The 13,080-nt window shown below is 71.1% G+C and carries 15 protein-coding genes and 1 tRNA gene; 11 read left to right on the forward strand and 5 right to left on the reverse strand.

All coding sequences use genetic code 11. The annotated features are described in order from the left end of the window. The first annotated feature begins 72 nt into the window (after positions 1-72). On the forward strand, positions 73-276 hold the full coding sequence (locus tag ASD06_RS14055; protein WP_056678928.1) for a cold-shock protein: 204 nt from the start codon (positions 73-75) through the stop codon (positions 274-276). Positions 277-354: 78 nt separating this feature from the next. Here ASD06_RS14055 and ASD06_RS14060 read toward each other — a convergent pair whose 3' ends face one another. Next, positions 355-831, reverse strand: a complete 477-nt coding sequence (locus ASD06_RS14060) for a CoA-binding protein (protein ID WP_056678931.1) — start codon at positions 829-831, stop codon at positions 355-357. A gap of 210 nt (positions 832-1,041) precedes the next feature. Between ASD06_RS14060 and ASD06_RS14065 the strand changes: the two genes are divergently transcribed. Then, entirely contained in the window at positions 1,042-1,578 is a 537-nt protein-coding gene (locus tag ASD06_RS14065; RefSeq protein ID WP_056678933.1) for a hypothetical protein, read from the forward strand. A 38-nt stretch (positions 1,579-1,616) separates the two neighbouring features. On the opposite strand, the gene ASD06_RS14070 is transcribed toward ASD06_RS14065, so the two are convergent. The 4 genes from ASD06_RS14070 to ASD06_RS14085 form a co-directional block, all read right to left on the reverse strand. Beyond that, positions 1,617-2,201: a carboxymuconolactone decarboxylase family protein gene (locus ASD06_RS14070; RefSeq protein ID WP_056678935.1), complete on the reverse strand. Its 585-nt coding sequence runs from the start codon at positions 2,199-2,201 to the stop codon at positions 1,617-1,619. A 61-nt stretch (positions 2,202-2,262) separates the two neighbouring features. Beyond that, a tRNA-Arg gene (locus ASD06_RS14075) sits at positions 2,263-2,335 on the reverse strand. 263 nt (positions 2,336-2,598) lie between these two features. Continuing rightward, complete coding sequence (locus ASD06_RS14080; protein WP_162248084.1) at positions 2,599-3,270, reverse strand: enoyl-CoA hydratase-related protein; 672 nt, start codon at positions 3,268-3,270, stop codon at positions 2,599-2,601. Positions 3,271-3,290: 20 nt separating this feature from the next. Next, positions 3,291-4,082, reverse strand: coding sequence for an enoyl-CoA hydratase/isomerase family protein (locus ASD06_RS14085; protein ID WP_200942220.1), 792 nt, complete (start codon positions 4,080-4,082; stop codon positions 3,291-3,293). 251 nt (positions 4,083-4,333) lie between these two features. Here ASD06_RS14085 and ASD06_RS14090 point away from each other — a divergent pair, with 251 nt between their 5' ends. The 9 genes from ASD06_RS14090 to ASD06_RS14130 all read left to right on the forward strand — a co-directional run bounded on the left by ASD06_RS14090 (position 4,334) and on the right by ASD06_RS14130 (position 13,050). Continuing rightward, positions 4,334-5,533, forward strand: a complete 1,200-nt coding sequence (locus ASD06_RS14090; RefSeq protein WP_056678941.1) for an ABC transporter substrate-binding protein — start codon at positions 4,334-4,336, stop codon at positions 5,531-5,533. A 73-nt stretch (positions 5,534-5,606) separates the two neighbouring features. Then, a complete protein-coding gene (locus ASD06_RS14095) occupies positions 5,607-6,380 on the forward strand; it encodes an ABC transporter ATP-binding protein (protein ID WP_056678944.1) in 774 nt (257 codons plus the stop codon). After that, positions 6,377-7,105 (forward strand): ABC transporter ATP-binding protein, encoded by a 729-nt coding sequence (locus tag ASD06_RS14100; protein WP_056678947.1) that lies wholly within the window; start codon positions 6,377-6,379, stop codon positions 7,103-7,105. The genes ASD06_RS14095 and ASD06_RS14100 overlap by 4 nt, the downstream gene beginning before the upstream one ends. Continuing rightward, positions 7,102-7,956 (forward strand): branched-chain amino acid ABC transporter permease, encoded by an 855-nt coding sequence (locus tag ASD06_RS14105; protein ID WP_056678949.1) that lies wholly within the window; start codon positions 7,102-7,104, stop codon positions 7,954-7,956. Before ASD06_RS14100 ends, ASD06_RS14105 begins: the two co-directional genes overlap by 4 nt. Continuing rightward, positions 7,953-9,074 carry a branched-chain amino acid ABC transporter permease gene (locus ASD06_RS14110; protein WP_082538055.1) on the forward strand — a complete coding sequence of 374 codons (1,122 nt, stop codon included), beginning with the start codon at positions 7,953-7,955 and terminating at the stop codon, positions 9,072-9,074. The genes ASD06_RS14105 and ASD06_RS14110 overlap by 4 nt, the downstream gene beginning before the upstream one ends. 13 nt (positions 9,075-9,087) lie before the next feature. Then, a complete protein-coding gene (locus tag ASD06_RS14115; protein WP_056678952.1) occupies positions 9,088-10,272 on the forward strand; it encodes an acyl-CoA dehydrogenase family protein in 1,185 nt (394 codons plus the stop codon). Further along, positions 10,269-11,093, forward strand: coding sequence for a cyclase family protein (locus ASD06_RS14120; RefSeq protein WP_056678957.1), 825 nt, complete (start codon positions 10,269-10,271; stop codon positions 11,091-11,093). Before ASD06_RS14115 ends, ASD06_RS14120 begins: the two co-directional genes overlap by 4 nt. After that, the gene (locus ASD06_RS14125) at positions 11,090-11,722 is read left to right on the forward strand and encodes a TetR/AcrR family transcriptional regulator (protein ID WP_056678960.1); all 633 of its coding nucleotides are present in this window, start codon (positions 11,090-11,092) and stop codon (positions 11,720-11,722) included. The genes ASD06_RS14120 and ASD06_RS14125 overlap by 4 nt, the downstream gene beginning before the upstream one ends. After that, entirely contained in the window at positions 11,719-13,050 is a 1,332-nt protein-coding gene (locus ASD06_RS14130; protein ID WP_056678964.1) for a phenylacetate--CoA ligase family protein, read from the forward strand. Before ASD06_RS14125 ends, ASD06_RS14130 begins: the two co-directional genes overlap by 4 nt. Positions 13,051-13,080 lie beyond the last annotated feature (30 nt).

Consider the following 13,080-nt stretch of genomic DNA (forward strand, 5'->3'; position numbering starts at 1 on the left):
TCGTGGACGTCGAACACCGCGGCCGCCACGACCGGCAAAGTGCCGGCCGTATCGCCCCCACCAGGAGGATCCATGTCCCAGGGCACAGTGAAGTGGTTCAACGCCGAGAAGGGCTTCGGCTTCATCGCTCAGGACGGCGGCGGCGCCGACGTCTTCGTGCACTACTCGGCGATCGCGTCGGACGGCTACCGTTCGCTCGACGAGAACCAGCGCGTCGAGTTCGACGTCACGCAGGGCCCGAAGGGCCCGCAGGCGGAGAACGTCCGCCCCATCTGATCCACCCGCCGGCTCGCCGGCACGCGAAGGGCCTCGCCGATCTCGGCGGGGCCCTTCGTCGTGCTCGGTCCCGACGTCCTAGACCGTGCGCGGCACGTGGCCGTTCAGGGTGAACACCCAGCGCATGACCTGGTGGCCGCGGTCCGCCGTCGGGCCGAACATGCACGGGCACCCGCCGTCGATGACGGTCATGCCGTGGCCGCGCCCGTAGGCGGCGGCCTGCGGCGAGACGCTGCCCTGGCCGGGTGCCCGATGCATCCACACTCGCTGGATGCCGAGCTCGGCGCACTCCTCCACGGTGCCTTGCGCGTGCTCGGGCCGGGTGCCGATGACGACGACGTCCACGCCGTCCGGGATCGCGTGCAGGTTCGGGTAGCAGCGGTCACCTTCGACCTGGTCGGTGTTGGGGTTGACGGCGAAGACCTCGTAGCCGCGCTCGCGCAGGCGCTGGTAGACGACGTTGCTGCCGTGGCTGCCCGGGTTGCGCGAGACGCCGGTGACGGCGATGCGGCGGTGGCTGAGGAACTCCTCAGCGGCGTCCTTGATGGCTGGCATGACTACCCCCTCGGGGTCGGTGGGGGTGCGACCACCCCCGCGGAACGCTCCCCACCACCCTGGGGTCCGTGGGACGGCGACGGCCAGGTCAGAGGTCCCGTGCAAGCCGGGCCCAAGTGACTCACAAGTGGTGCGCAGCAGTCTGTGCGGTGCCGGACGACCGTCCGGGATCTTCGCGGCCACGAGCCGCGCTCTGACAGGAGATGTCCGTTGAACCGCACTCGTTCTGCCCGCGTCGCCGCCGCGTCCACGGTGGGCGCCGCTCTCGTCGGGCTCGCCGTGACCGCCGCTCCGGCGCAGGCTGCCCCCGCTTCGCAGGCCTCGGTGACCGCCACGCTCGCGTCCGTGCGCGCCGCCACGGCCAAGTACCACGACGTCGCCACGGCGATCGCCGACGGCTACGTTCCGAGCGACCACTGCGAGGCCTCGCCCACCGGGACGATGGGCTTCCACTACATCAACTACGGACGCCTCATGGGCACCGACGTGACGCAGCCGCCCATCCTGCTCTACGTGCCGTCACCCGACGGCGGGGTGCGCCTCGTCGGCGTCGAGTACTTCCACGTCGACGCCGACCAGGACCTCAGCACCGACGACGACGTGCCGTCGTTGTTCGGTCAGCGGTTCAACGGCCCGATGCTGGGTCACGAGCCCGGCATGCCGATCCACGACGACCTGCACGTGTGGCTCTGGGCGCACAACCCGAACGGGATGTTCGCCCAGTGGAACCCGTCGGTGTCCTGCTGAGCTGACGCACCGACGTGCCTGCTCGCGCGGCATGGTGGTCAGCCGACCGGTCGACCGACCACCATGCTGCCGAGCAGGTCGGGGGAGAACGTTCCCGCGGTCTGCGGGTCGAGCTGGGCGCCGAGGCCGTCGAGGACGGCGGTGAAGAAGCAGCGCGCCGCGGCGGCGAACACGACGTCGGCCACGTCCTTCTCGCTCAGGCCACGGGCCAGTGCTTGGTCGACCTGCGACTGCGTGACGGACGACGCGTCGTCGGCCACGGCCGCCGCCAGCTCGTAGGCGGCGCGGTCGCGAGGCTCGAGGCTGCTGCCGTCCGGGTTCTCGCAGATCGCCCGCATGGTGGCCTCGTCGCCGCAGACGTCACGCAGGAACTTCGAGTGCGCCGCGGTGCAGTACGTCGAGCGGCGGGCGCGCGCGGCCGCGATGGTCGCGATCTCGAACAGCCGCCGGTCCATGCCGTCGCGCACTGCAGCGCTGAGGGCGCCCCACGCGCGGGCGACGTCGGGTCGGGTCGAGAACGCCCGAGCGTAGTCGGGCAGGAACCCCCACGCCGCGCGCTGGCCCTCGTAGTAGGCGGCGACCTCGCCGTCCGCCGTGTCCTCGCTGATGCCGGAGATGAACATGGCGTCATTGTGCGCTGGACGCCCGCCCGGCAGAAGGGCTCCCGCCAACCGGAGGGCGCGGTGCCCCCGAGAGGATTCGAACCTCCGACACAGGGTTTAGGAAACCCTTGCTCTATCCCCTGAGCTACGGGGGCGGGGGCGACAAGAGAACGCTCAAGAGAACTGGGCCCGACAAGATCATCGGGGTTCGCATGAGTGCGCCTGTCGCTTGAGGAAGGCTACCGGACGCCGGTGGGACCGGCTGCTGTCGGTCGCTCGCAGTGGCGTCGTGGGACGGTACTTCGTTGGGTCCCCGATACTCGCAAGCCGCGGAACCCCTTGTCCGTCCTGCCTTCCACGAGTTGTTCGGGGCCTGGCGGTCGTCGAGGAGGAGCGAGCGGTCCCGACTGCGCAGCGCTCACTGGCCGGCGGCGACGCCTGCCAGCCAGGACTCGTAACCCAGCGCGACGTCGAGGTCCGAGCGGTGGCGGCTGGCCGTGGCCCGCTTGAGCGCGGAGGTCGCGGCGGCGGGAAGCGCCGCCACGTGCTCGGCGAGCGCCCGCCCCGCCTGCGGGTCGTCGTCCACGTCGCCGACGAGGCCGACGGCGAGCGCCTGCGCTGCGTCCAGCGAGCGTCCGGTCCAGGCCAGGTGGGCGTACCGTCCGGTGCCCACCAGGCGTTCGAGCAGCCAGCCGGTGCCGCCGAGCAGAGCGGTCGCCGGGTGCCCGACCGCCCACGTGCTGCGCGAGCTGCAGACCCGCAGGTCCGCGGCCGCGGCGAGGGCCAGGCCGAGCCCGCTCACGGCACCGTCGACGTGCACGACGACCGGCAGGTCGAGCGCGAAGAGCTGACGGACGACGGCCTGGTACCGCCCGGCGACCGTGTCCACGGCCCAGTCGACATCCGGCAGCTCTCCGGGGGGCGCCTGGTGCCACGCGTCTCCCTCGACGCGCACCAGGACGACGCCTGCGGCCTTGCGGGCCCGGCGCAGCTCGCCAGCCAGCGCTGAGACGGCCTCGCCGTCGAGCCGGTGGGGGCTGCCGGCGTCCGGGACGACGACCTCGGTGACCGGCTGGGGGTGTTCGCTCACGATGCTCCTCACGGTCGTGGTCACCGCCCGGTGAACGTCGGGGGGCGCTTGCCGAGGAAGGCGTCGATGCCCTCGAGGTGGTCTTCGGTCGACAGCAGGGTCGCGAGCACCGAGCGTTCGTGGTCCAGGCCGCCGGTGAGTGGCAGCTCCTCCGACGAGCGCAGCGCACCCTTGCCGAGGCGCGTGGCCACGGGGCTGAACGACGCGAGCTGCTGGGCGAGGGCGGTACCGGCCTCGACGACCCGCTCGGCGGGCACGACCTGGCTGACCATGCCCATCCCGTGGGCCGTCCAGGCGTCGACGGTGCGCCCGGCGAGGACGAGCTCGGCGGCGCGGAAGCGACCGCACACCCTCGCCCAGCGCTGGGTGCCACCGGCCCCGGGGATGATGCCGAGCCGGATCTCGGGCTGGCCGAGCACGGCGGTGTCGGAGGCCACGATGAGGTCGCACGTCATGGCGAGCTCGCAGCCACCACCGAGGACGTAACCGGACACCGCCGCTACCGACGGCTTGCTGAAGCGCGCGAAGCGCAGCCACGCGGCCATCCGCTCAGACTGCAGGTACTCGGCCGGCGTGGTGGCGCGCAGCTCGCGCACGTCGGCGCCGCTCGCGAAGATCGCCGGCCCTCCGGTGAGGACCACGGCGCGGACGTCGTCGTCCTGCTCCGCGCGGTCCAGGGACTGCACCAGACCGCGCAGGACGTCGGTGCTCAGGGCGTTGCGGGCCTCGGGGCGGTCGATCGTCACGACCGCCACATGGTCGTGCGCGTCGTACCGCACACCGCCGTCCTGGACGGTGACCTCGTCGTTCACGTGCCCTCCTCGCCGGACTCCGGTTGTGGGGTCGACGCGGACCATACCGGAGAGTATGTCCAGGGGCAACGGTTTGGGCATGGTCGAAAATGCTTGCGGCACAAGCCCACGAGAAGGTCAGCGCAAACCCTTGACTTCCGAGTGCGTCGTCCACCAGGCTCCCAACCTACGCAGTAGTACGGGCCGCCCCGCACATCCGCACGGCAGGCCCGGCACGGACAACGATGTCGCTACGAGAGCGGGAGGCTTCGGTGAAGCTCGCCAAGGTGTGGGTCCTGGGGATTGCGGTCGCGCTGGTCGGGGGTTGCGCCAATAACGGCGGTTCGACCTCAGCCACGAAGAACGACTCGTCCGGCCCGATCAAGATCGGGGTGATCGTTCCCCTCAGCGGTCCGGCCGGCCCGAACGGCAAGGACGTGCTGGAGGCCATCCAGGTGCAGGCCGACCTGGTCAACGCCAAGGGCGGCGTGCTGGGCCGCAAGCTCGAGGTCATCGCCAAGGACGACCAGAGCACGCCGGCGGCCGGCGTCAGCGCCGCCACTGCGCTCGCCGGTGAAGGCGTGTCGGTCGTCATGGGCGGCTGGAACAGCCCCGTGACCCTCGCGATCCAGCCGGTGCTGGTGCGAGCCGGAATCCTCAACATCACGACCATCCCGCAGAACGCGTCGATCATCGGCGGCGCCGACCCGGACGCCGTGCGGCTCAACGCCGGCAACGCGGTGGGTGGCTACGCGGCGGCCGAGTACATCGCCAAGACACTCAAGGCCAAGACGGTGGCGATGCTGCTCGAGAACGACGCCTACGGCAACGACGCCGGGCAGTACCTCAGCGATCAGCTGAAGCAGGCCGGCGTGAAGATCGGCTCGGTCCAGAAGTTCGCGTACACCGACACCGACTTCCGGGTGCCGTTGAGCAACATCCGCAGCAGCAAGCCAGACGTCGTGTTCTCCGCGAACGCGGCCGAGTCCTCCGGCATGCCGGCCCTCGCCAAGCAGTACGCCGAGGCCAACATCTCCGCACCTCACTTCGCCGGCCTCGGCACGGTGTCGCCGAAGGTGGTCGAGCTCGCCGGTGGGTCGAAGATCGACGGCCTGCTGTCCGCCGACATCTACTTCCCCGAGGCCGAACCCTTCTCCGGTTTCGCGGACAACAAGGCCTTCATCGAGGCCTACACCAAGAAGTCCGGCGGTGAGCTGCCGGACAAGTACCGGGCCCTGGGCGCCCAGTCGGTCGACATCTGGGCCAAGGCTGTCGCCAAGGCCGGCAGCACCGACCGGCAGAAGGTCGCCGACGCCATCCACGGCCAGACCTTCACGAACACGATCCTCGGCGACGTGACGTTCACGGACGCCGGGCAGATGCGCTCCAAGGTCTACGCCTTCACCGTCAAGGACGGGAAGATCGTCGTGAAGGACGAGATCCCCGTGCCGGACTCCGTCTGGGGCAAGTGAGCCAGACCAGCGGCTGACCCAGCAGATACCGAATCACCGAACGACGGAGCGGGTTGATGACGGAGGTGAGCTCGTGAGCGGCACCACGCCCTCCCTCAAGGTCGAGGGACTGACCGTGAGGTACGGCAGCCTGCGGGCGCTGTCGAACGTCTCGTGGCACGTGGATGCGGGGGAGATCCTCGGCATCATCGGGCCCAACGGCGCCGGTAAGAGCAGCAGCTTCGCCGCCGTCACCAACACCATCCGGCACAGCGGCGAGGCCTGGTTGGAGGGCGCCAGCACCACCGGCGTCTCCACCCAGCGCCTCGCCAACCGGGGACTGCGTCGCACGTTCCAGCAGAACTCCTTCTACAGCGGCCTCACCGTCCTGGAGAACGCGATGGCGGCGTTCCAGGTGCAGGGCGCGGCAGGTCTCGCGGCGAGCGTTCTCACGCCGTGGCGGGAGGCCCGGCAGCGGGCCGCCTGCCGCGGCCAGGCCGCAGACCTGCTGCGAGAGTTCGGAATCGACGCGCGGTACCACGACGTGTTCCCCGACGACATGCCGTACGGGCTGCAACGGACCCTGTCCATCGTGCTGGCGTACGGCGCCGGCGCCCGGGTGCTGCTCGTCGACGAGCCGGCCGCCGGTGTCGGAGGAGACGACATGCGGTCCTTGGCCGACCTGCTGCGGAACCTACGCGAGCGCGACGTCGCCGTCGTCCTGATCGAGCACCACATGGACCTCGTCATGGAGGTCGTCGACCGGCTCGTCGTCATCGACCGCGGGGTCCGGATCGCCTACGGCGCACCGGACGACGTCCAGCGCGACCCCGCCGTGCTCGAGGCCTACCTGGGGAGGTCGGCATGAGCGCGCTGCTCGAGGTCCGTGACCTGCGCGTGCGGTACGGGCACAGCGTGGCCCTCGACGGCGTCGAGCTCGAGATCGGCGAGGGCGAGCTCGTGGCCGTCGCGGGAGCCAACGGCGCCGGCAAGTCCACGCTCGTCAACGCCGTCGCCGGCTGGTCACGCGGGCGCGTGTCCGTGACCGGCCAGGTGCTGCTGGACGGTCGCGACATCAGCGCCAGTCCCGCGCACCGCCGCTCGGCCCAGGGTGTCGTGCTCGTCCCCGAGGGCAAGGGCGTCTTCGAGCAGATGACCGTCGACGAGAACCTCCGCCTGGTGCGCGCGCCGAAGGACGCGGTCGGCAAGCGCTACGAGGTCGAGGACGTCTACGGCCTGTTCCCCCAGCTGCGTGACCGAACCGCCGCACGGTGCTCGACGCTCAGCGGTGGCGAGCGGCAGATGGTCGCCATCGCGCGGGCGCTGCGCGCCGCGCCGCGGCTGCTCATCCTGGACGAGCCGTCCGTCGGACTGGCGCCTCGGCTCGTCGTCGAGGTGCTGCAGCACGTCCGCGAGCTCGTCCACGGCGGCCTGTCGGTGCTGCTCGTCGAGCAGAACGTGCGCGCGACGCTCGACGTCGCTGACCGCCTCTACCTGCTCGAACAGGGCCACGTGGCCGGCTCTGGTAGCGCCGACGCCATGCGGGACGACGACCGGATCGCCCGCGCCTACCTCGGAGGGCTGAGCCGATGAAGCTGCTCGCCCAACTCGTCAACGGCCTGGCGCTCGGCGCCGGCTACGCGCTGCTCGCCGTCGGCTGGACGGTGCTGCTGAGCGCGGCCCGGCTGGTGAACTTCGCGCACGGCCAGCTGTACATGGTCGGCGCCTTCGTCACCTGGTTCGTGATGGCGCACCTCGGCGTGCCGTACCTGCTGGCGGCCGTGATCGCCGTCCTCGTGGTGGCCGCGCTGGGGGCGCTCATGCAGCTGTCGATGACGCGACTGACGCTCGACCAGAACATCGTCAACCTGATGCTCGTGACGCTGGCGTTCGGCTACCTGCTGCAGGGCGGGGCGGCTCTGGTGTTCGGGGGCAACCCGCAGGTGATCGACAGCCCGCTGCAGGCGCACACCGTGGCGCTGTCGTCGGCGCGGTTCACCCTGCAGGACGTGCTGATCGTCGTCATGGCCTTCGTCATGTACGGCGGCACCGTCTACGTCCTGGGTCGCACCAACCTGGGCCGGGTGGTGCGCGGCGTCGCCGAGGACCCGAAGCTCGCCCAGCTCTACGGCATCAACGCGGCACGCGTGTACCTGGGGGTGTTCGTGTTCTCCGCCGCGAGCGTCGCCTTGGCCGGGGTCGTCGTGGCTCCGCGCAGCCCGATCCTCACCTCGATCGGCTTCGAGGAAGTCATCATCACGTTCCTCGTCGTCGTCCTCGGCGGCATCGGCAACCTCAAGGGCGGTCTGGTCGTGGGTCTCGGGCTCGGGGTGTTCGTGGCGCTGTTCGGCGCGTACGTCTCGCCGGCCTACGCCATGGCCGCCGCGTTCGCGGTGCTGCTCGTCGTCCTCGTCGTGCGACCTCAGGGGCTGGGTACCCGATGACCGTCACCTCGTCCGACCACACCGCATCCGGCCAGCCCGTGTCCGCCACCGGCACGCCGGGCGCCATCGGCGGTCGCCGCCGACTCGGCGGCCCCCTGCGCGCCCTGGGCTGGGTCGCCCTGCTCATCGTCGGCTACCTGCTGCCCACGCTGCTGGGCGGCGGTAACCAGATCTACACGACGTTCGTGCTGGTCGCGATCTTCGCGATCATGTCCTACGGCAACGACGTCGTGCTGTCGTACCTGGGGGAGGTGAGCCTGGGGCACACGCTGTTCTGGGCCGCGGGTGCCTACACGACCGCGATGGTCACCGTGCGGTCCGGCTGGGCGCCGCTCCCGGCGCTGCTGCTGGCGCTCGTGGTGGCCGTGGTCCTCGCTCTCGTCCTCGGGCTCGCGACGCTGCGCACGCGAGAGTTCGTGTTCTCGCTCGTGACGTACGCCGCCGCGATCATCGGCCTCACCGTGGTGTCGAGCAGCGACGCGCTCGGCGGGTCGGACGGCCTGGTCGGCGTGCCGCTGCTGACCCTTCCCGCGATGGGTGGACAGTACGTCGTTCGCACCAACGCCGACCTGTGGCCCATAGCGTTCCTGCTGCTGGTGCTGGTGATCGCGCTGATCGCGCGGTTCCGCCGTTCGCGGCTCGGCGCCACCGCCCTGATGGCGCAGATGAACGGCGACCTCGCGACGTCCATGGGCGTCGACGTGCGGCGCACCCGCGTCCTGGTCTTCGTGCTCTCCGCGCCGGTGACGGCCCTCGCCGGCTGGCTGTACGCCTACCAGCGCAGCTACGTCAGCCCGGACCTGCTGTCGTCCTTCTTCCTGCTGTTCATGCTGACCGCGGTGATCCTGCCTGGACGACGCCAGCTGCTGGGGCCTCTCGTCGGCGCGGCGCTGCTCACCGGTCAGCAGCAGCTCGCGTCGTTCGGCGGCGACGCCGACAAGATCGTGCTCGGTGGGGTTCTCGCCGCCGTGCTCCTGCTGTCCCCCAACGGGCTCGTCGGGATCTGGCACGCCCTGGCGCGCCGGGCTCGACGTCGTCCCGGCACCGCCGAGGCTCCTGCCGGGGCCCCGGCCCCCGAGGCCGCGGCCTCTGCAGACCCCGCCAACCGCACCCACTGATTGGAGGGCGGACGTGTCCGTCATCTGGGAACCCGAGCTCGACGACTCCGGCCGCACGTGGCGCGAGCGTGCCCGCAGCCTGTCCGCGGAGTACTTCGCCCCGCTCGCCGAGGAGCTCGACCGCGAGCAGCGCTACCCCTGGGAGAGCGTGAAGGTGCTCACCGAGCACGGCCTGGCCGGCCTGTTCGTCGGCACCGAGTACGGCGGCCAGGGGGCCAGCTTCGAGACCACCTGCGCCGTCATCGAGGAGGTCTCACGGGCGTGCGCGTCCACCGGGGCGATCCTCACGGCGTACGCGCTGGGCGGCACGCCGCTGGTGCTGGCGGGCACCGACGAGCAGAAGCGCACCTACCTGGGCGGTATGGCCCAGGGCCGCGCGGTCAGCTTCGCCCTCACCGAGGTGGGCGCCGGCAGCGACGCCGCACGGATCCGGACCACCGCCGAGCGCGAGGGCGACGGCTGGCGGATCCGCGGCGAGAAGATCTACATCGGCAACGGCGGCGCCTCGCAGCACTACGTGGTGTTCGCGCTCACCGACCCCGCCGCGGGCACCCGCGGCATCACCGCGTTCATGGTCGACAAGGACGCCGACGGCGTCACGATCGACCGGTACGAGGACAAGATGGGGATCCGCGGCACGCAGACCAGCAACCTCAAGCTCGACACCGTCGTGCGGGACGAGGACGTGCTCGGCGAGCTGAACCGCGGCATGAAGCTCGCCATGCTCACGCTCAACGCCGGCCGGATCAGCGTCGCCGCGCAGTCGATGGGCGTCGGCCTCGCGGGGTACGACCTGGCCAGCCGCGAGGCCACCCGTCGCCAGACCTTCGGCACCCCGATCATCGACAACCAGGGCATCTCGTTCCCCCTGGCCGACATCGCGACCGGCCTGACCGCGGCACGGATGATCACCTTCCAGGCGGCCCGTACCTACCAGGAGGGCGGCGACGTCTCCGTCCTCGGAGCGATGGCCAAGCTCTACGCCAGCGAGGTGGCGCACCGGGCGGTCGACACCGCCGTCCAGGTGTACGGCGGCGACGGGTTCTGCAAGCCGTGCCCCGCGGAGCGGCTGTACCGCGACCAGCGCATCCTCGAGATCTACGAGGGCACCTCCGAGATCCAGCGTCTCGTGCTCGGCCGCGCGATCAAGGCCGAGGCGCAGGCAGCGGCGAAGGCGGCCGGCGAGGTGGAGGCGTGACCCACGCGTCCTGGTCGCTCGACGTGCCGTGGCCGGCTGCCGGTCGCCAGCGGGTCTACGACCTCGCGCAGCAGATGTACACGGGCATCCCGCACCACCCGAACCACCCGCCGTACGGGTTCACGCTGACCAAGCAGCACGGCGAGGTCATGTACCCGGACGGCGTCTCCGCGGCCTCCGAGATGATCACCACCGGCGGCCACGTGGGGACGCACGTCGACGGTCTGGCCCACGTCTCGCGGCTCGGGCAGGTGTACGGCGGCGTCGACATCACGAAGAACCAGTCGTACTCCGAGGGCATGAAGGAGGTGTCGGTGCACGAGCTCGCGCCGTTCTTCGCGCGCGGGCACCTCGTCGACGCCACGGTCGCGCTCGGCCGGCCGCTGACTGCGCAGGACGGCGTCGACGCGGACCTGCTCGAGGCGTGGTTCAGCGAGCACGAGCGTCCCGAGCCCGGGTCGGTCGTCCTGGTGCGCACCGGCTGGGACCAGCACTGGTCCGACAACGCGACGTACCTCGGCACCAACGACGGCGCGCCGGGCGTCGTCCTGTCGGGCGCGCGCTGGCTCACCGACCACGGCGTCGTGGCGACCGGCGCGGACACCGTGGCCTACGAGCGGATGCCCATGCCGAGCATCGAGGTGCACTGCCACCTGCTCGTCGAGAACGGGGTCCCCATCATGGAGGCCATGAACCTGGCCCCGATCGCTCGTGACGAGGTGTGGGAGTTCTTCTTCACCGCCTCGCCTCTGCCCATCCGCGGCGGCACCGGCTCGCCGATCCGCCCGCTCGCGCTCGTCCCCGAGGAGGCGCAGGCATGAGCTCCCCGCTGTCGCGGTCCGGCTCCGGCCCGGGCCAGCGCGAGATCCTCGAGGCGGCCGCGATCGCCTTCACCCGCAGCGGTTTCGCGGCCACGACGATCGACGACATCGCCGACCTGCTCAAGGCCACCAAGGGTCGGGTCTACCACTACTACCGGGCCAAGGCCGACATCTTCCTCGACGTCGTGCTGACCGGCATGGAGGAGATGATCGCCGGCGCCCAGCCGATCGCGGTCGCCGCAGACGTCGAGCCGGAGAGCCGCCTGTGGCGCATGGCCCACCACCACGCCGGGCTGATGATGACCCGCAACTCCTTCCAGCGGGTCGCCGTGCAGGCCGTGGAGATGCACCGGCTCAGCGAGGCGCCCGCGCAGGCGCAAGCCCTCGAGAAGGTGATCGCCATGCGCGACCAGTACGAGCAGCTCTTCGCCGACGTGATCGAGGAGGGCAAGCAGAAGGGCGTCTTCCGGGACGTCGACAGCCGCCTCGCCACCAAGCCGGCACTCGGCGCCCTGAACTGGATCAGCCTCTGGTACGACCCCGACCGCGGCGACTGGTCGACGGTGCAGCGGGTCGCCAGCGAGTACGCCGACTTCATCGTCAACGGACTGCGAAGGAGCCGGGCATGAGCACCGGGACGCCGTACAGCGAGCGGTACTGGGACCACGTCGAGACGCTGGACCGCGAGCAGCTCGCGGCGCAGCAGCTGACCGCGTTGCAGCGCCAGCTCGCGCAGGTGGGCCAGCGCAGCTCCTTCTACCGCGAGCAGTGGGCCGGGTTGGGTTTCGAGCCCGGTGACCTGAGGTCGCTCGAGGACCTGCGGGCGCTGCCCATGGTGAGCAAGGCCGACTACGTGCGCAGCCTCGACCAGGACCCGCCGTGGGGCTCGATGGCCGCGGCCGAGCCACGAGACCGCCGACGCGTGCACTTCTCGTCAGGGACGACGGGCCGGCCCACCCCCGTGCTCTGGACCCAGTACGACCTCGACCGCTGGGCGGACCTGTACGCGCGCTCGGCTTACAGCCAGGGCGTGCGCGACAACGACGTGTACCAGTGCCTCTTCGGGTACGCCTGGTTCGTCGGCGGCCTCGGCGCGACTGCCGGCTACGAGCGGATCGGCGCCACCGTGCTGCCAGGCGGCTCGAGCGAGACCGAGCGGCAGATCGACACGATCTTCCGCTACGGCACCACCGCGATCAGCGGCACGCCGTCGTTCATGCTGCACCTTGCCGAGACCGCCGAGGCGCTCGGCACGCCGCTCACCGGCTCGTCCGTGAGCCGCATCCAGGTGGGCGGCGAGCCAGGGGCCGGCGTGCCTGCGACTCGGGCGCACATCGAGCAGCGGTGGGGCGCCAAGTGCTTCGACGGCTACGGCAGCCTGGAGTTCCAGCCCATCGCGTGGGAGTGCGAGAGCCAACAGGGCGGCCACCTCGCGGAGGACTTCGCGTACGCCGAGGTCGTCGACGCCGAGACGCACGAGCCGGTGCCGGACGGCACGCCCGGCGTCCTGGTGCTGACCCACCTCGACAAGCAGGCGACGCCGCTCGTGCGCTGGTGGACCGGTGACGTCGTCGTCCGCGACAGCACGCGCTGCGAGTGCGGTCGCACCCTGGCCCGGCTGCCCGGGGGAGTGGTGGGCCGCGCTGACGACATGCTCGTCGTCCGCGGCGTGAACCTGTTCCCCAGCGCGGTGGAGCAGGTCGTGCGCCGCACCGAGGGCACCACCGGCGAGTACCTCATCGTCCTCGACGACGACGTGACCGACGGCGTGACGGGCTACCTGACGGGCATCAAGCTGCGCGTCGAGATCGAGCCCGGCTGCACCCGGGACGTCGCGCACGAGCTCGCGGCGGCCGTGCGCGCCGAGCTCACGGTCCGCTGCCTCGTCGAGGTGGCGCCAGCCGGCTCGCTGCCGCGCAGCACGCACAAGAGCAAGCGGGTCGTGACGGTGAGCTGAGAGACCCGCGCCACTCCCGCACGACACCAG

The sequence above is a fragment of the Angustibacter sp. Root456 genome, from assembly GCF_001426435.1.
GTDB lineage: Bacteria > Actinomycetota > Actinomycetes > Actinomycetales > Angustibacteraceae > Angustibacter.